A 16,653-nucleotide genomic window follows, 5' to 3' on the forward strand; every position below is an offset into this window, starting at 1 on the left:
ACTTTAAGACAACAAAATCAGATGGTTATGGCAATTAAAAGTTTTATGGGTAAACGTGCAAAAGAAGTAAAAAGCACTGCAACAGATATAAAAGTAAGCGATTATATGAGCCGAAAACTCATTACCTTCTCTCCTGATCAATCTGTTCTTGAGGTGATGAATAGTCTTATAAAGCATAAAATATCTGGTGGTCCCGTGGTAAATGAACAAAATGAACTACTAGGGATAATTTCTGAGGGCGACTGTATGAAACAAATCTCAGAGAGTAGATATTATAATATGCCTATGGATAATATGAAAGTGAGCAATCATATGGTGTCTAGTGTAGATACTATAGATGGTAATATGAATGTTTTTGATGCGGCAAATAAATTTCTGGAATCAAAACATAGACGCTTCCCTATAGTAGAAAATGGTAAACTAGTAGGCCAGATAAGCCAGAAAGATGTCCTTAAAGCGGCTCTAGAGCTTAATGGTCAGACTTGGAAATAGATTACACTGATTTTTCAAACCAAGCTAGCTCTATATTTTCTGGCTCGTAGATAAAATTATCTTTGCGCTCTAGTCCTATTTTCTCTAGTACGCGGCAAGAAGCACCGTTTTCCAGCTCTGCCATACCGCACAGTTTTTTGCCAGCGAAGTTTTCAAAAAAGTAATCTCTAGCGGCGATAGATGACTCTGTTGCATAACCCTTACCCCAGTATTGTGGCATAAAGCGATAACCTATGTCATAAAAATCTGTATGACCGTTCATCTCGTTTTCAAAATTCATTTTTAAGCCGGTCCACCCTATCCAGTCACCTGTAGATTTTTCGATGGCTGCCCAGCGGCCTATGCCATAAGTTTCATACTGCATACGGATGTAATCTACATATGCCCTTGCTTTACCCATACAACTTATAGTCTTATTGCCTAGATATTTATGTACCAAGGGATCACTATCCAAGCGATACATATCTCCTGTATCCTCTATGACAATCTCCCTAAGGATTAGGTTTTTAGTTTCGGCGTAGATTTTCATATTAATTGTTTCTTTTTACGAGTGCGTAAAAGTAACCATCTAGCGGTAAATATCCTTGGTCATATATAAAGTAATATATAGTACCCGCTTTAGTCGTGTAAATGCTTGTAAAATAATTAAAGTCAAAACCCGCTGCGTTTAGTTTTGCCTTAGTTGTTTTTGTCTTTTCCTCAGGATTGAGTTTTTCTAGTATACGGTAGTTTTTGCGCAACCGGTTATTTATGTTACGTATCATATTTTTTGAGTCCTTATTCTGGCTGTTGTTACGAGCATTGCGACAAGAAGAACTACAATACTTCTTATCTGCTCTACCTATTATTTTATCTCCACATTCTGGACACGTTCTATCCATACTAGTTGTTCTTATAGATTTTTATATCTATCTCTCCTGCGGCATTCATATGTGCGCGGTACATACCCGCTGTATTAAACTCCATCGCTACATTTCCATCTCGGTCTATAGATACAATTCCTCCAGTACCGCCTAGCTCTGTAAGCTTTTTCTGGATTACCTCTTCTGCCGCTTCTTGTAATGTAACTTCCTTATACTCCATAATAGCAGCAATGTCGTGTGCCACCATACCACGCATAAAAAACTCTCCCCATCCTGTACTACTTACTGCACAACTAGCATTATTTGCATAAGTGCCAGCTCCTATAATAGGAGCATCTCCTATACGGTTATACCTTTTATTAGTCATTCCTCCTGTAGAGGTGCCTGCTGCGAGATTACCATACTTATCTAGTGCTGCACAACCTACAGTACCATATTTACTATCCTTTATAAATGGATCCATAAAAGTCACTTTATTATCTAAGTCGTGATCGAGTTGCGTTTTTTCTTTATCTATTATTTTTTGAAGCGATTTATACCTTCTCTCTGTATAAAAGTAAGATGGATCTACTATCTCAAGTCCTTGTTCTGCGGCAAACTGCTCTGCTCCTTTTGCACTAAGCATCACGTGCTCAGACTTGTTCATTACAGCTACTGCAAGGTCAATGGGATTTTTTACAGTAGTCACACCAGAGATGGCTCCCGCATTAAGGGTATTACCATCCATAACGCTAGCATCTAGCTCATTTGTACCATCGTGTGTAAATACAGCACCCTTTCCAGCGTTAAAAAGAGGGCTATCCTCCATAATATTAATAGCAGCTGTTACTGCTTCCATACTCGTGCCTCCATCAGAGAGCACCTTATGACCCGCTCTTGTAGCCTCATCAAGTTTTGCTCGATATGCCCTCTCAAGAGAGTCGGTCATATTTTTTTTAAGAATGGTACCTGCTCCTCCGTGTATAACAAGACCAAACTTTTGATCTGCAGGTATAGATGATGCATTAATCTTATCCTCTTTTTCCTTAACAGGCATATCGCAAGAACATACAATTAAAGACAACATAACAAGGGTAACTAACTTTTTCATAGGCTTTTACTAAAATATATAGGTCTAATATAAGGAGAAAGAAGCATTTGAACGTACCAAAAGTGAACAATACAGACACTTCCTACTTGTAAATTTTAAAAAAAACTACATTTTTTGTGTATTTCATCGATTAAATACACAAAGTGTACGATTAAGTGCAAATTATTTTTATCTTGCAGTCATAACTCATAACCCCAAATTATGAAACTGATTAACCAAAGTCTCTGCTTTTTTGCAGCAATGCTACTTATCTGCTCTTGCAGTACCGATCCAATTAACGAGTCAGAAGACCTGACTTCTAATCTTGAAGCTCCAGTTGATGTTGAAAACGACATCGAATTAGCCCAGGAGGTTCTTGCAGTATTAAATGCCCATAGAGCAACTTTAGGTCTTAATGAACTTCAGTGGCACAACTATTCTGAAGATCTTGCTGTAGGTCACTCTAATTATATGGTGGTACAAAGCCAGCCTAGTCACGATAACTTCTATGAGCGCTCAGCAATGTTACAACAAAGCGGTGCTCACATAGTAAGCGAAAACGTAGCATACGGTTATATGGACGCAGAATCTGTAGTACAGGGATGGTTAGGGAGTCCAGCACATAAAGAAGCACTAGAAGGTGATTACACACATACAGGTATAGGTATCGTAAAGAATGAGATGGGTATCCCATATTACACACAACTATTTTTTAGATAACATAAAAAACCCCAAATCTTTTGATTATCATCCCCACCTGCTTACGTAGGTGGGGATGTTTTTTTTACGCTTTCGCGAAAGCGTACTACTTTTTGTACTTTTATAGTAACTAAATAAGACACATATGGCCATAGCACCTCCCTTTAATTTAAATAAATGGATAGAAGAAAATAGAGATCTTCTTAAACCACCCGTAGGTAATAAAAATCTTTACAAAGACGCTGGTGACTACATTGTTATGATTGTAGGTGGACCAAATGCCAGAAAAGACTATCACTATAACGAGACCGAAGAACTCTTTTTTCAACTAGAAGGACATATTGAAGTGCACGTACAAGACGAAGGTGTAAAGCGCACTATGAAACTAGGTCCTGGTGATATGTACTTACACCCAGCTGGGGTACCGCACTCACCAGTGCGTCACGACAACTCAATAGGACTCGTAGTAGAACGTAAAAGACTCGACTTAGAAGGAACAGACGGTCTTTTATGGTACTGTGACAATTGTAATAACAAACTACACGAGGTATACTTTAAACTGCACGATGTAGAAAAAGACTTCCAGTCACATTTTAAGGACTTCTATAATAGTGAGGAGCTTAGAACGTGCGACAACTGCGGTACCGTGATGGAAGTAGATGAACGTTTTACAGCAGATTGACAAAAAAACAGAATAATTTTTAGGGTGTATTTAATTATACACCCTTTTTTATGGAAACCTTTGAATTATTCTTAGATTTGACTCACATAGACATCTCATATATGTTTGTGAAGTATAAATAGAAATTAACCCTTGAGTAAGGCAACTTTACTGGTTTTCTTATCTCAGTTATTCATAAAAAAACGATGAGCACAGTAGCAAAAGATTTTGGAATGGACGAAGCGATGAAAATCCTCGGACTTTCTGCCATAAACGAAGGAACCTCAACGGGTCAAAAAAACTTTGGTAACGGTGAGATTATTGAATCACACTCACCAGTAGATGGTCAACTTATAGGTAAAGTAAAAACCACTACAAAAGAAGATTATGAGACGGTAATGAGTGCAGCTACAGCGGCGTTTAAAGATTTTAGAACAATGCCCGCTCCTGCTCGTGGAGAACTTGTACGTCAGTTTGGTAACAAGCTACGTGAGGTAAAAGAACCACTAGGAAAACTTGTTTCTTACGAGATGGGTAAATCATATCAAGAAGGTCTAGGTGAAGTACAAGAGATGATAGACATCTGTGACTTTGCGGTAGGGCTATCACGCCAGTTACACGGTCTTACAATGCACTCAGAAAGACCAGGTCACAGAATGTATGAGCAATACCACCCACTAGGTGTGGTAGGTATTATATCTGCCTTTAACTTTCCTGTAGCAGTATGGGCTTGGAACACGGCTCTTGCTTGGGTATGTGGTGATGTATGTGTGTGGAAACCATCAGAAAAAACACCGCTTTGTGGTGTTGCTTGTCAAAACATTATCGCAGAGGTGCTCAAGGCAAATGATATGCCAGAAGGTATCTCTTGTCTTATAAATGGAGATTACAAAGTAGGAGAAATGATGACCACAGATAAGCGTGTACCACTAGTATCTGCTACTGGATCTACACGTATGGGTAAGATTGTATCTGCTACTGTAGGAGAGCGTCTAGGTAAATCGCTTCTTGAACTAGGAGGTAACAATGCTATAATCGTTACGCCAGATGCAGATATTAAGATGACCGTTATAGGTGCCGTTTTTGGAGCGGTAGGTACTGCAGGACAAAGATGTACATCTACACGTCGTCTTATCATACACGAGAGTGTGTATGATACGGTAAAAGATGCTATTGTAAAAGCATATGGTCAACTACGCATAGGTAACCCACTAGATGAAAACAACCACGTAGGGCCACTTATAGATACAGATGCTGTTGCAAACTATAATAACGCCCTAGAACGTGTGGTAGCAGAAGGTGGTAACATCATTGTAGAAGGTGGTGTTCTTACTGGTGAAGGTTATGAGAGCGGTTGCTATGTTAAACCAGCAATAGCCGAAGCTAGTAATGAGTATGAGATTGTACAGCACGAGACATTTGCTCCTGTTTTATACTTATTAAAATATACTGGAGACGTTATAGACGCACTAGAGTTACAAAATGGTGTAGCACAAGGTCTATCGTCTGCAATTATGACTAATAACTTACGTGAGGCAGAGCGTTTCTTGAGCGCGTCAGGATCAGACTGTGGTATTGCAAATGTAAATATAGGTACCTCTGGTGCAGAGATAGGTGGAGCCTTTGGAGGTGAGAAAGATACAGGTGGAGGACGCGAGTCTGGATCTGATGCTTGGAAAGTATATATGAGAAGACAAACTAACACAATAAACTACACCACAGAGCTTCCACTGGCGCAGGGTATCAAGTTTGATTTATAGATTATACTCTTTATAATTATTAAAAACCGTTTCTTTTATAGGAGCGGTTTTTTTATGCTTTCGCGAAAGCGTCACCCGCACAAAAAAGCTATCTTTCTACCACATTAATTACGAGATCACATTTGAAGCCTGCACGACATATTCTACCTACCATTGTTTTTGCACAATTTTGTGGCACGTCATTATGGTTTTCTGGTAATGCAGTGATGCCTGGGCTCATAAGTAATTTTTATCTTAATCAAAATGCCGTAGCACATCTTACAACTGCTGTACAACTAGGGTTTATAATAGGTACACTTCTATTTGCCATTTTTGCCATTGCAGATAGATTCTCTCCCTCTAGAGTATTTCTAGTTTGTGCTACCACGGGCGCTCTGTTTAATGTTGCTATGATTTGGCAGGGTAACACGCTCTCTACACTGCTCTTATTACGATTTCTCACCGGTTTTTTTCTAGCCGGAATATATCCTGTAGGAATGAAAATAGCGGCTGATTATTTTGACAAAGGACTGGGTCGCTCGCTGGGATATCTAGTAGGTGCTCTTGTGCTAGGCACCGCTTTTCCTCACCTGCTAGGCGATGTACTATCCAGCATCTCTTGGCAAACCGTGATGCTTGTTACCTCTTGTACCGCAGTATTTGGTGGGGTTTTATTACAATTACTGGTGCCGGACGGACCATACAGAAAGGCCGGAAGCGCCTTAAACTTTAAACAACTTAAGGATATATTTAAAGATCCTAATTTTAATAAAGCAGCACTAGGATATATAGGTCATATGTGGGAATTATATACCTTCTGGACGCTTGTTCCTGCCATTCTCATCCTATATATAAAACAGCATCCAGAAACGAGCTTATCTGTAAGCTTGTATTCATTTATAATTATAGGTGCCGGCTCCTTTGCTTGTATAGCTGGTGGCTATCTATCACAAAAAGTAGGAGTTCAAAAAATGGCAAAATTCTTTTTACTCTTGTCTGGTATGTGCTGCCTTATAGCGCCGTTGTTATTAAGCACAGCATATTACCCAGTTGTCATTGTATTTCTCATTTTTTGGGGTATGGTCGTCATTGCAGACTCACCACTTTTTTCTACACTAGTAGCCCAGCGAGCAGCCCCATCTGTAAAAGGTACCGCTTTAACAATGGTAAATTGTATAGGGTTTGCTATTACCATCATAAGTATACAGACACTTGTGTTATTACAATCTTTTGTACCACTTATGTATGTCTTACCACTTCTCGCTATAGGTCCCGTTTTTGGACTTCTAGCTATGAGAGATAGATAATTATTTCTTTTTACGCTTTCGCGAAAGCTTAATCTCATCCCACTACAATTTTATTAAGATAAGGGCTTGCCACTTGCTGCCTATGACGTTATCTTTTTGTAAACATTTGAAAATCAGCAAAACACACTAAACAATGTGTTTTACAAGGATTGAACTCCTAAAAATGCTCGATAAACCTATTAAAATCGTCGAGGAAATACATAAAGTTCTAACAATCAATGTGTAAAATGCTGTTATGTTAAAATTTTAACTAACTTTAAGACAAACGAACCATTTAAACCTAACCAATATGAGTAAGAAATCAGGATACCTACTTGGTATGCTACTTACGATTATCATTTGTATGATTTTGGCTTGGATTTTTTGTTGTGGAACCGGCGCAAGCGCTGCTTCTACCACAGATAAGCAAGAAACAACAATAGATGATCAAAACGCAGTAGCTGCTGCCACAGCGGCCACCTCAATGGGCTTCAATCTAAGAGGCACAGACGGAAACTTTGCTTTTACAAGCAACGACAATTTTAATTTTAATAGTTCAGACTTTGCTATCATTACTCCTGTAGCAGGAGATGTAAATGGTGGTATTGCAAAGCTTAAAGGCTATTTTGATGCAGAAGGTAATGACAATAAAATGGTCAATATTACAGGCTATTATGACAGTGATGAAGTAAACAACTCGGCTTATGCAAACCTAGGTCTTGCGCGTGCCACTACTGTAAAAAATTACTTTGTAGATCAAGGTATCTCTTCAAGTCGCATTAACACCTATGGTGAGCTACGCGAAGAATTAGTTCCAGATGGAGATATTTATAGAGGACCTGTTTCATACAATCTCTACGCACAAGCCGCCGAAGATGAGGCCAAAGCGCAAGAAGACCTTGCAAATATGGCACAAGCTATTAAGGCAGACCCGCTAGTAATTTATTTTGACTACTCAGAGGCTTCTGTAAACCTGAACGCGCAACAGCGTAAAAAACTAGGAGACATCACACGTTATCTTGATAAGGTAGAAGGATCTAGCATTACGGTAGAAGGGCACACAGACAGTCAAGGTAGTATGGCTACAAATGATAGACTAGGACTTGAGCGTGCAGAATTTGGTAAGCAATACCTTCAAAACAATGGGATTGCGGGTGCAAAAATCAAAACCGTTACAAAGGGAGAACGTAACCCTATTGCAACAAATGATACAGAAGAAGGCCGCGCTCAAAACAGACGCGCCGTAATAACTATAAACTAACTCATTAAAAAATATACATATGGATTTTTCAAATATAGCTTGCTGGATCTGGCCACTTATAGCCGGAGTAGTATGCGGAATTTTAGGATACTTACTAGGTAGACTCTTTGGTAGTTCTAAAGAAGAAACAACAACTCACGACACCTATGATTACAAGGCAGATCTTGATGCGTGTAGAAAGAAAACAGCCTCATTAGAAGCAGACCTAGAGGCGTGTAGAACAAAGCTTAAGGCTACACCAGCGGCTCCAGCAGCAGCTAGTACCACTGCAAGTATGGCAAGCTCATTTGCAGCCGGTGCAGCGACAAGCGAGACCGTTATCTCAAATACAAATACGAGTGTACCATCACCGTCTATAGGTATCATAGGTGTACCATTTGATGCAGCAGCGGCAAAAGGCGTGTATGGTAAGAAAAGAATAAAAGAAGACGATCTTACTATTGTAGAAGGAATAGGTCCAAAAATATCTGAGCTCTTCCATAATCACGATATCAAAACGTGGGCAGCACTGGCAAGCACTTCTGTAGAGAAGTGTCAAGAGGTACTTAACTCTGGTGGTAAACGCTTTGAAATACATCGTCCAGGCACCTGGCCTATGCAAGCCGAAATGGCCGCTCTAGGTAAGTGGGCAGAGCTTAAAAAATGGCAGGACGAGCACGATTACGGTAAAGCTTAATTGTAATAGACAAAGCTTTTTATAAAATCACTACTAAAAGAGCCACTTCATTACTGAAGTGGCTCTTTTTATTTTACAATGTTAAATTACGCGAAAAAATAAAATTTACTCTATAATAATTTTTGAAGCATACTGCTCACCATCGATTGTCATAGCCTTTATAAGATAAATGCCAGAGGCCAGATTTACATCCAAAAACTTATCATTGACTTCATTATCTCGAAGCATAAGTTTTCCAGAAATATCAAAGATTTCAATCTGTCCTACAGGTTTGTCTATATTAATTGTAAATCGTCCATTGCTTGGATTTGGATAAACAGATAACGCATTACTCTCTACACCAGTGACCCCTAGCATTTCTTGATTTATATAAAGCCTTGAGCTTTCTATATCTTCACTTGATTTCCCCGTAATTGCTATATCTTGTGTTCCATCACCATTTACATCTGCAAAATCTAAAGAACCCTCTCTTACTGCTAGTATATTAGAATCTACAAACGGCGTATAAACCCCTAGACCATCATTAAGGTAAAAACTATAAATAATTGCATCATCTTCGTCAACTCCAGATATAAAGATATCTAGATCTTGATCGTTATCAATATCTTCAAAAACAACATTTCCTCTACCTACATTTATAAATGATTGAGTAGAGGCAGTGTATTCACCCATACCATTATTTAGATATAAAGTAGTAGTTGGCTCCTGTAGGCCATTTACTAATGATAAACCAGATATGATAATGTCAAGGTCATTATCACTATCAATGTCTGCTACTGCCACAGAAGAGGATATAGATCCTGTTAGAGAATTTGAAGACTCAATAAAGGTGCCATCTCCATTATTAAGATATAACTCAGACACTCTATTATTACTATTTCCGCTTCCTGTAATGAGTACATCATTATCTGTATCATTATCTGCATCAAAAATGGCAATATCACCTAAAAAAACATCTTCAAAAATAGTTGAGACTTCTGTAAATGTAGCGTTTCCAGTATTCAAATAAACATTGGTTTGGGCTTCTGAACCAGTAAAACCTATTAATACAACATCTAAAAGACCGTCGTTATTTAAATCTCCTAACTCAACTTTAGAACCTGCGACAGATTCAAATTGTACTTGACTTTGAACAGTAAAAACTCCACTCCCATCATTGAGATATAACTCTGTTCTTCTTGCCATACTAGTATTTCTTCCCGTAACAATTAAATCTAGATCATTGTCATTATCAATATCACCAAAAGATAGGTCCCCAGATGACAGCCCTTCTATATTTGATCCCTGGTCTAAGGAGTAATTTCCTTCTCCATCATTTATATAGAGATTTGCGACGTTTATAAAGTCTACATTTCTACCCATTATGAGTAAGTCTACGTCTGAGTCATTATCAACATCTGCAAACTCTAGGGATGAAAGGGTAAAGTTTTCAAAATCTGCCTGTGACACATCTGCTAGCTCATAGACATCTTGTGCAAGTAAATTCATAGCAGTTACAAGCATTAATAGTAAAGTAATTCGTTTTTTGATCATTCTATTTAATTATGTGATTAGTATGGTCAAAAATAATAAAACCACTTCCATAAAAAAGCCCTCAAAACGTTATGTTCTGAGGGCTTTTGCATTTTTAAAATAATTGTTACTCTAGTGTGGCATCTAGGGTAATCTCGGCTTTCATAAGCTTAGATAATGGGCACACTTCTTTTGCCTTAGTTGCTATTTTTTCAAACTCCTCCGTTGAGATATTTGGGACCTTCCCTTTTGTGGTGAGGTGAATTTTTGTAATCTCCCCATCTTCAAAAGTTACATCTGCACTCGTATCTAGAGCATCTGCTACGTAGTCTTCTTCATTGAGTAAAAAACTAAGTTGCATTGTATAACATCCAGAATGTGCTGCTCCTATAAGTTCCTCTGGATTTGTACCTACTCCATCTTCAAATCGGGTCCCAAAGGCATATTGTGCTTTATCTAGCACCGTACTTTCGGTAGAGATTGTTCCTTTTCCTTCTTTTCCGCTTCCTTCCCAGTGTGCGCTTGCGCTTCTTGTAAATTTCATTGTCTTTTTATTTAAAGATATGAGTATTCCGCTTTCGCGAAAGCGGCATTAACACCTTATAACAGTGCTTTTAACAAAGATTTACAACACAAAAACTATCCTGCTCCCTGAGCAAAAACTACAATCACACCTATAATGATAAGTCCCGCAAGTATGGCAAAAAATATTTTCCAGAACGAATACGGTCTTTTACCAGAAAGCGCGCCCGTCTCACCGTTTACAAAGAAGTTATACTCCTTACCATTGTAACGATAAGAGCTCACATAAACGGGTAATAAAATATGCTTAAAGGTCTCCTCTGCCAGCTTCATATCTATAGAGGTTACTCGCTGCGTGTCGCCCCCTATATCTCCAGCGGCCCAGCTTGTGGCGATTTGCTTTGCCGTCTCACGTGACTTGGTATGACCATCTTTAAGAGGGATGGTATACTTTTCTGTCACAAAACCAGATAAGAATCCGCTATTGAAGGGTTGTAGCTTTTTAAGATCCCAGCGTGCAATTTTAGAGGGAACTCTACCAGCGCGTTGTTTTGATGCTTTTATGAGCGTGTCATCTACAAATCCAGACACGTGACCAGAGGCGGGATACCATCTTGTTTTACGCACTTGCCTGCTCTTTCTATTACCATCACTATCGCGATAGGTTTGTGTCTCATAATAATACTCACCACGCTGTCCCGTATAGCTTGCAGCAAGCTGTGCATCAAAGGTCCAATATGGCAAGTACAGCCCCTTTGTAAACTGAGGATCTAGTGAGGCTTTCTTCAGTTTATTAGGCGCCCACCAGAGACCGTTCACCCACTTTTTAAAGATTGTAAAAGAGGCACTCTGATCTATCTGAAATGGCAAGACAGCTCCTGGTAATATCCAGTCTTCCTTGCGGGCATCTTCAAGTATGAGTGGCATACTGCAATACACGCAGTGTAGGGATTTATAGTTTTCTTCTACGTGCTGGTTTGCTCCACAATTTTTGCAATGCAACATAGAGATCTCTTCGCTGTTTTTTTGATCACCCATACTTTCTAGGTATGGATACAGCTCTAGCTCTTCAAACTTGCTCGTGGCTAGTGATATCTCTTCTTTATGACCGCAATACTCACAAGTGATGGAGGTAGTACCCGGCTTGTACTTGAGCTCTGCACCGCAATTTATGCAGGCCTTTTTGAGTTCGGTTTTATGTATGGGAGTTTCTTCCATATAGGCATAGGGTAATTACGCTTTCGCGAAAGCGCACATAGGCTATTACATTGAAAAATTTTTAAACCGGCAGTGGCGGCGGTGTGTTACCTCCTAAGAACGACTTAAGCTCCTCTACCTCCTGCAGGGCTGTCCATCCAGTCATACCTTGTTTCCATACAAGGCTCTCTTTATTGATAGTGCGGTTTGCAAATAAAGCCTTGAGCTGATCTATACCTACGGGTCCTTGTTGCGCTCCGTTTACCGCATAAAAATATTGTACGGCGGCTGGCATAGGTGGTGGCATCATCCCACTAGCTACTTGGTTTTGATTGGACATAGGCATAGACGCCTGCGGGGCTCCCGCCATCATTCCGCCCATTTGCTGGGCGAGTACAAAGCCCATTCCCATTCCCATTCCTGCACCTGCTGTACCGCCTTCATTTGCTGCTGCGGCTTCTATAGCTTTGGCAGTTTTGAACTTAGTAAGCTTATCTAGGTCAAGCTTATCGATACGGCTATATTCAAATATTTCTTTCTTGAGGTCTTCTGGCATCGATACATTCTCGATGTAAAACTTCTCAAGAGAAATACCCACAGACATAAACTCTGGCTTCATCACCTCTTGGCACGTCTCAGAAAGCTCAGACGTATTTGCTGCATAAAGCTCTATAGGGAGATTTGCTTCTCCTACCGTATCTGTAAATCTTGTTGCAATGAGACTTTTGAGGTGCTCATTAATTTCAAAATTTGTAAAGTTATTATCTGTCCCTACGATGTCTACAATAAACTTTCCTGCATCTGCAATTTTGAAGGCATAGGTGCCAAAAGCGCGAATCTCAACTAGTCCAAAACGGTCATCACTTAATGTTATAGGGTTTTTAGTCCCCCACTTCTCATCTGTAAATAAGTGTGTGTTTACAAAATAAACTTCTGCTTTAAACGGAGAGTTAAAGCCATATTTCCACCCTTTAAGTGTAGAAAGAATGGGTAAATTTTGCGTAGTAAGGTCATATGTACCTGGTGTAAAAACATCTGCAAGTTGCCCCTCGTTTACAAAAACGGCTGTCTGTCCTTCACGTACAATGAGCTTTGCACCGTTTTTAATCTCGTTTTGATAACGTTCAAAACGGTGTGCAATCGTGTCATCTGTGTAGTCTAGCCACTCTACAATATCTATAAACTCGTTGCTGAGCTTCTCCTTAATCTTGCTAAAAATATCCATAGGTTGTGTTGTTTTAACTATTGGTGGCTTGAAGATACAAAATGTTACAAAAAACCGGCTATTGTTCCCTCAAACAATAGCCGGTTTTAAAGTGCCTAAGCAAAGGCTAATTCAAACTTAAGATTTTTTTAGTTTTCTAATTCTGATACTCATAGGAGCTACCATCTGGAAACTCAATAGAAAAAAATGACACATCAAATTCTTCATCTTGGCATATTTGCTCTAGAAGTCCCCATTCTTCTGTTTGCGATTTCATAATTGTTTTATTTAATGATTACTACAGCACAAATATGCAACCGTAAACAGATTAGTATGTAGCTATAATGGCGCATATTGCTTAGGGTTTTTACCCCTAATCTAGCGGGTGCATTCATCGCTACTTATGATTAATTAGTAGCTATTGTTTTGTGTTAAGCTTTCGCGAAAGCGTAATAGACCCTATAAGATTTGGTATTTTTGAACCGTACATTTTAAAAGAAATTATATGCTTACTATAGATCCAAAAGATATTCCTGTTTCTGAGTTGTTTGGTCACCTTACAGGTGCCGTGGGGCCACGTCCCATAGCGTTTGCAAGTACTGTAGATAAGGATGGTAATGTAAATCTCGCTCCTTTTAGTTTTTTTAATGTCTTTGGGGCAAATCCTCCCATTCTTGTGTACTCTCCTTCTCGTAGTGGAAGAGATAATACCACAAAAAATACGCTAGATAACGTGCTAGAGGTTGCAGAGTGTACGGTAAATATGGTAAACTATGCAATGGTACAGCAAATGTCGCTCGCAAGTACAGCTTATGCAAAGGGCGTAAATGAATTTGTAAAAGCTGGTCTTACAGAGCTTGCCTCAGAAACGGTAACACCTCCTCGCGTGGCAGAATCTCCAGTGCAGTTTGAGTGTAAGGTAATCGAAGTAAAAGCACTAGGTGACCAAGGTGGCGCTGGTAATCTCGTGATATGCGAGATTCTTAAAATGCATATAGATAAAACCATTCTTACAGACGCTGGTACCATAGACCCACTTAAAATAGATCAAGTATCACGTATGGGTGCAAACTGGTATAGCCGTGCAAAAGAAGGGCTTTTTGAAGTGCCAAAACCTATTGCAAAGACAGGAATAGGCGTAGATCAAATTCCAGAAAACATACGCCTGAGCGATATACTTACTGGTAATGACCTCGGGATGCTAGGTAATGTAGAGCAACTCCCTACCCAGGCACAAATAGATACATTTATAGCAAGTGATGCACTTATAAAGGAATTAGTAAAAACAGGCGATGACCTTGTGATACACAAAAAAGCGCAAGAATTATTGGCTCAAAAAAATGTGAATAACGCGTGGAAGATTCTACTCGCAAAACGTTAGAATTTTCATAGATTTACACCCTAATAATTGAACACGATGGAAGTACAAGGAAAAGTAAAAATGATAGGTGAGACTCAAACTTTTGGGAGTAATGGGTTTAGAAAGAGAGAGATTGTTGTCACAACAGAAGAGCAGTATCCACAGCACATAATGGTGGAGTTTGTACAAGATAAAACAGACTTACTTAATAACTACTCTGTAGGTCAAAATGTAAAAATAAGCATTAACCTAAGAGGTCGTGAGTGGGTAAACCCACAGGGAGAAACAAAATATTTTAACTCAATACAAGGATGGCGCATAGAGAATCTTGCAGCAGCAAATGCTGGTGGAGGACAACCATTACCTCCTATGCCTCCTGCAGACTCTTTTGAACCTGCAACAAATCTTAATAGCGACGACCACGACGATTTACCGTTTTAGATCGATAAAGTGCTTACTAGCAATAGTTTAAAACCCAAATCAACTCAATTGATTTGGGTTTTTTACTTTAAAGCTATGAAAGTCTATCACCTGTGTCAAAATTGCTATAAGAATTTTACAGCTAGTAACACTAGCAGCAAACACCCTGTAAATGAGTTAAATAAACCCTTATGGAAGTCGTGTGAGCGTGCCAGATTTCCAAAACGTGTCTCAAGCGCCGTTATAGAAGTTGCCATTACGGGATGCCTAATGCTTGTTGCAAGCTATCTTTTGCTTGAAAATCTCACACAAGTAGCACTCGTTGCAATTATTTACACCATCCCTGCGCTTTTATATATTTTATACACTAGAAAGAATTTTGACCGCATACAAGCGTTTAATAGTAGTAAGGCATAGTTATCTTTGCCCTACCTATTAAATTAGATTGTGCTACCACTACCAGATCACCATATGTTTTCTAATGAACCTTGGTTTCCAGACCACTATCTGGCAGACGAAGAGGGGCTCCTTATGGTAGGTGGTGATCTTACCCCAGACTGGTTATTACTTGCTTATAGATCTGGAATTTTTCCTTGGTATAATGAGGGACAACCCATCTTGTGGTGGACACCAGACCCTAGAATGGTTGTGGCTCCTCAAGATGTACACGTATCAAAATCTATGCGCAAATTACTGCGCGACAATCCTTTTAAAGTTACTTATAATCAAAATTTTCTAGAAGTAATACTCGCCTGTAAACGCATTAAAAGAGATGGACAGCAAGGCACCTGGATTACAAATGACGTCGTAGAAGCTTACCTAAGACTTCACCAGCTAGGCTATGCCATCTCTGTAGAAGTATGGTATGAAGACAAACTCGTAGGAGGTCTTTACGGCATAGACTTGCAAGATAAGGGTGTTTTTTGTGGCGAGAGTATGTTTGCCACTGTAAGTAATGCTAGTAAAGTGGGATTTATTACGCTTTCGCGAAAGCTTACTAAAAACGGATACAAGCTCATAGACTGCCAGATGTACACAGACCACCTCGCAAGCCTAGGCGCCGCCGAAATACCTAGAGAAACCTTTTTAGAATATCTAAAATAGTAGCTTTACTACTCTTGTACCATCTCGTACCTAAAACAGTTTACATCGTGATCATTTACCATCCCTATGGCCTGCATAAAAGCATAGATAATAGTACTTCCCACAAACTTGAAGCCTCGCTTTTTAAGATCTTTAGATATTTTATCACTTAAAGGCGTATTTGCTGGGCATTCCTTATAGTCATTCCAGTGATTTTGTACGGGTGTGTTATCTACATAATCCCATAGGTATTTTGAAAAACTGCCGTATTCCTTTTGGATCTCCATAAACAACCTTGCATTTGTAACCGTACCACGTACTTTAAGCTTGTTTCTTATAATACCGGCATCTTGCAAGAGTGATTGTATTTTATCTTCCTCATAAACGGCAATGCGCTTGTAATCAAAATTATCAAAGGCAACTCTAAAGTTTTCTCTCTTTTTTAAAATTGTAATCCAGCTCAATCCCGCTTGAAAAGTCTCAAGAACCAAAAACTCAAAGAGTAAATCTTCATCTCTGAGTGGAGTCCCCCACTCGTTATCGTGGTAAGCCTCATATAAATCATCACCCACACACCAGCCACATCTATGTTTTTCCATACGGTTACAA

Annotated in this window: 19 protein-coding genes; 11 read left to right on the forward strand and 8 right to left on the reverse strand. The window is 39.2% G+C overall.

Annotation, left to right across the window (positions count from 1 at the left end; translation table 11 throughout):
• The first annotated feature begins 27 nt into the window (after positions 1–27).
• Entirely contained in the window at positions 28–492 is a 465-nt protein-coding gene (locus ACFO5T_RS01525) for a CBS domain-containing protein (RefSeq protein ID WP_375251793.1), read from the forward strand.
• A 1-nt stretch (position 493) separates the two neighbouring features.
• Here ACFO5T_RS01525 and ACFO5T_RS01530 read toward each other — a convergent pair whose 3' ends face one another.
• Genes ACFO5T_RS01530 through ACFO5T_RS01540 form a run of 3 tightly spaced genes read right to left on the reverse strand, consistent with a single transcriptional unit; the run spans position 494 to position 2,445 of the window.
• Complete coding sequence (locus ACFO5T_RS01530; RefSeq protein WP_380031469.1) at positions 494–1,021, reverse strand: GNAT family N-acetyltransferase; 528 nt, start codon at positions 1,019–1,021, stop codon at positions 494–496.
• A gap of 1 nt (position 1,022) precedes the next feature.
• Positions 1,023–1,373, reverse strand: a complete 351-nt coding sequence (locus ACFO5T_RS01535; protein WP_380031471.1) for a hypothetical protein — start codon at positions 1,371–1,373, stop codon at positions 1,023–1,025.
• 1 nt (position 1,374) lies between these two features.
• Complete coding sequence (locus tag ACFO5T_RS01540; protein ID WP_380031474.1) at positions 1,375–2,445, reverse strand: isoaspartyl peptidase/L-asparaginase family protein; 1,071 nt, start codon at positions 2,443–2,445, stop codon at positions 1,375–1,377.
• 201 nt (positions 2,446–2,646) lie between these two features.
• On the opposite strand from ACFO5T_RS01540, the gene ACFO5T_RS01545 reads away from it, so the two are divergent.
• The 6 genes from ACFO5T_RS01545 (at position 2,647) to ACFO5T_RS01570 (ending at position 8,746) form a co-directional block, all read left to right on the forward strand.
• Entirely contained in the window at positions 2,647–3,144 is a 498-nt protein-coding gene (locus tag ACFO5T_RS01545; protein WP_035326438.1) for a CAP domain-containing protein, read from the forward strand.
• 124 nt (positions 3,145–3,268) lie between these two features.
• Positions 3,269–3,805: a 3-hydroxyanthranilate 3,4-dioxygenase gene (locus ACFO5T_RS01550; RefSeq protein WP_035326436.1), complete on the forward strand. Its 537-nt coding sequence runs from the start codon at positions 3,269–3,271 to the stop codon at positions 3,803–3,805.
• Positions 3,806–3,990: 185 nt separating this feature from the next.
• Positions 3,991–5,544 carry an L-piperidine-6-carboxylate dehydrogenase gene (gene amaB, locus ACFO5T_RS01555; protein WP_380031477.1) on the forward strand — a complete coding sequence of 518 codons (1,554 nt, stop codon included), beginning with the start codon at positions 3,991–3,993 and terminating at the stop codon, positions 5,542–5,544.
• Between the two features lie 122 nt (positions 5,545–5,666).
• Complete coding sequence (locus ACFO5T_RS01560) at positions 5,667–6,830, forward strand: MFS transporter (RefSeq protein WP_380031479.1); 1,164 nt, start codon at positions 5,667–5,669, stop codon at positions 6,828–6,830.
• Positions 6,831–7,119: 289 nt separating this feature from the next.
• Entirely contained in the window at positions 7,120–8,070 is a 951-nt protein-coding gene (locus ACFO5T_RS01565; protein ID WP_380031481.1) for an OmpA family protein, read from the forward strand.
• Positions 8,071–8,089: 19 nt separating this feature from the next.
• Positions 8,090–8,746: a hypothetical protein gene (locus ACFO5T_RS01570; protein ID WP_380031483.1), complete on the forward strand. Its 657-nt coding sequence runs from the start codon at positions 8,090–8,092 to the stop codon at positions 8,744–8,746.
• A gap of 105 nt (positions 8,747–8,851) precedes the next feature.
• Here the strand turns inward: ACFO5T_RS01570 and ACFO5T_RS01575 are convergent, their stop codons facing one another.
• From ACFO5T_RS01575 to ACFO5T_RS01590, 4 genes are all read right to left on the reverse strand, one after another.
• Positions 8,852–10,279, reverse strand: coding sequence for an FG-GAP-like repeat-containing protein (locus tag ACFO5T_RS01575; protein ID WP_380031485.1), 1,428 nt, complete (start codon positions 10,277–10,279; stop codon positions 8,852–8,854).
• 106 nt (positions 10,280–10,385) lie between these two features.
• On the reverse strand, positions 10,386–10,802 hold the full coding sequence (locus ACFO5T_RS01580) for an OsmC family protein (protein ID WP_380031487.1): 417 nt from the start codon (positions 10,800–10,802) through the stop codon (positions 10,386–10,388).
• A 95-nt stretch (positions 10,803–10,897) separates the two neighbouring features.
• Positions 10,898–11,998, reverse strand: coding sequence for a TFIIB-type zinc ribbon-containing protein (locus tag ACFO5T_RS01585; protein WP_380031489.1), 1,101 nt, complete (start codon positions 11,996–11,998; stop codon positions 10,898–10,900).
• Between the two features lie 61 nt (positions 11,999–12,059).
• Positions 12,060–13,202, reverse strand: coding sequence for an SPFH domain-containing protein (locus ACFO5T_RS01590; RefSeq protein ID WP_380031490.1), 1,143 nt, complete (start codon positions 13,200–13,202; stop codon positions 12,060–12,062).
• Positions 13,203–13,686: 484 nt separating this feature from the next.
• Here ACFO5T_RS01590 and ACFO5T_RS01595 point away from each other — a divergent pair, with 484 nt between their 5' ends.
• The 4 genes from ACFO5T_RS01595 to aat all read left to right on the forward strand — a co-directional run bounded on the left by ACFO5T_RS01595 (position 13,687) and on the right by aat (position 16,065).
• Positions 13,687–14,562, forward strand: coding sequence for a flavin reductase family protein (locus ACFO5T_RS01595; protein WP_380031492.1), 876 nt, complete (start codon positions 13,687–13,689; stop codon positions 14,560–14,562).
• A 36-nt stretch (positions 14,563–14,598) separates the two neighbouring features.
• Positions 14,599–14,982 carry a DUF3127 domain-containing protein gene (locus ACFO5T_RS01600; protein ID WP_035326409.1) on the forward strand — a complete coding sequence of 128 codons (384 nt, stop codon included), beginning with the start codon at positions 14,599–14,601 and terminating at the stop codon, positions 14,980–14,982.
• Positions 14,983–15,057: 75 nt separating this feature from the next.
• Positions 15,058–15,378, forward strand: a complete 321-nt coding sequence (locus ACFO5T_RS01605; RefSeq protein ID WP_380031495.1) for a hypothetical protein — start codon at positions 15,058–15,060, stop codon at positions 15,376–15,378.
• Between the two features lie 54 nt (positions 15,379–15,432).
• The gene (gene aat / locus ACFO5T_RS01610; RefSeq protein ID WP_380032186.1) at positions 15,433–16,065 is read left to right on the forward strand and encodes a leucyl/phenylalanyl-tRNA--protein transferase; all 633 of its coding nucleotides are present in this window, start codon (positions 15,433–15,435) and stop codon (positions 16,063–16,065) included.
• A gap of 8 nt (positions 16,066–16,073) precedes the next feature.
• Here the strand turns inward: aat and ACFO5T_RS01615 are convergent, their stop codons facing one another.
• Positions 16,074–16,643 (reverse strand): DNA-3-methyladenine glycosylase I, encoded by a 570-nt coding sequence (locus tag ACFO5T_RS01615; protein ID WP_380031497.1) that lies wholly within the window; start codon positions 16,641–16,643, stop codon positions 16,074–16,076.
• Positions 16,644–16,653 lie beyond the last annotated feature (10 nt).

Source organism: Dokdonia genika (genome assembly GCF_042652845.1).
Lineage (GTDB): Bacteria > Bacteroidota > Bacteroidia > Flavobacteriales > Flavobacteriaceae > Dokdonia > Dokdonia donghaensis.

Excerpts from the sequence above, each read along its gene's own strand:
- ACFO5T_RS01525 (WP_375251793.1), top strand. The coding sequence starts at position 28 with ATGGCAATTAAAAGTTTTATGGGTAAACGTGCAAAAGAAGTAAAAAGC.
- ACFO5T_RS01530 (WP_380031469.1), bottom strand. The coding sequence starts at position 1,021 with ATGAAAATCTACGCCGAAACTAAAAACCTAATCCTTAGGGAGATTGTC.
- ACFO5T_RS01535 (WP_380031471.1), bottom strand. The coding sequence starts at position 1,373 with ATGGATAGAACGTGTCCAGAATGTGGAGATAAAATAATAGGTAGAGCA.
- ACFO5T_RS01540 (WP_380031474.1), bottom strand. The coding sequence starts at position 2,445 with ATGAAAAAGTTAGTTACCCTTGTTATGTTGTCTTTAATTGTATGTTCT.
- ACFO5T_RS01545 (WP_035326438.1), top strand. The coding sequence starts at position 2,647 with ATGAAACTGATTAACCAAAGTCTCTGCTTTTTTGCAGCAATGCTACTT.
- ACFO5T_RS01550 (WP_035326436.1), top strand. The coding sequence starts at position 3,269 with ATGGCCATAGCACCTCCCTTTAATTTAAATAAATGGATAGAAGAAAAT.
- amaB (WP_380031477.1), top strand. The coding sequence starts at position 3,991 with ATGAGCACAGTAGCAAAAGATTTTGGAATGGACGAAGCGATGAAAATC.
- ACFO5T_RS01565 (WP_380031481.1), top strand. The coding sequence starts at position 7,120 with ATGAGTAAGAAATCAGGATACCTACTTGGTATGCTACTTACGATTATC.
- ACFO5T_RS01570 (WP_380031483.1), top strand. The coding sequence starts at position 8,090 with ATGGATTTTTCAAATATAGCTTGCTGGATCTGGCCACTTATAGCCGGA.
- ACFO5T_RS01575 (WP_380031485.1), bottom strand. The coding sequence starts at position 10,279 with ATGATCAAAAAACGAATTACTTTACTATTAATGCTTGTAACTGCTATG.
- ACFO5T_RS01580 (WP_380031487.1), bottom strand. The coding sequence starts at position 10,802 with ATGAAATTTACAAGAAGCGCAAGCGCACACTGGGAAGGAAGCGGAAAA.
- ACFO5T_RS01585 (WP_380031489.1), bottom strand. The coding sequence starts at position 11,998 with ATGGAAGAAACTCCCATACATAAAACCGAACTCAAAAAGGCCTGCATA.
- ACFO5T_RS01590 (WP_380031490.1), bottom strand. The coding sequence starts at position 13,202 with ATGGATATTTTTAGCAAGATTAAGGAGAAGCTCAGCAACGAGTTTATA.
- ACFO5T_RS01595 (WP_380031492.1), top strand. The coding sequence starts at position 13,687 with ATGCTTACTATAGATCCAAAAGATATTCCTGTTTCTGAGTTGTTTGGT.
- ACFO5T_RS01600 (WP_035326409.1), top strand. The coding sequence starts at position 14,599 with ATGGAAGTACAAGGAAAAGTAAAAATGATAGGTGAGACTCAAACTTTT.
- ACFO5T_RS01605 (WP_380031495.1), top strand. The coding sequence starts at position 15,058 with ATGAAAGTCTATCACCTGTGTCAAAATTGCTATAAGAATTTTACAGCT.
- aat (WP_380032186.1), top strand. The coding sequence starts at position 15,433 with ATGTTTTCTAATGAACCTTGGTTTCCAGACCACTATCTGGCAGACGAA.
- ACFO5T_RS01615 (WP_380031497.1), bottom strand. The coding sequence starts at position 16,643 with ATGGAAAAACATAGATGTGGCTGGTGTGTGGGTGATGATTTATATGAG.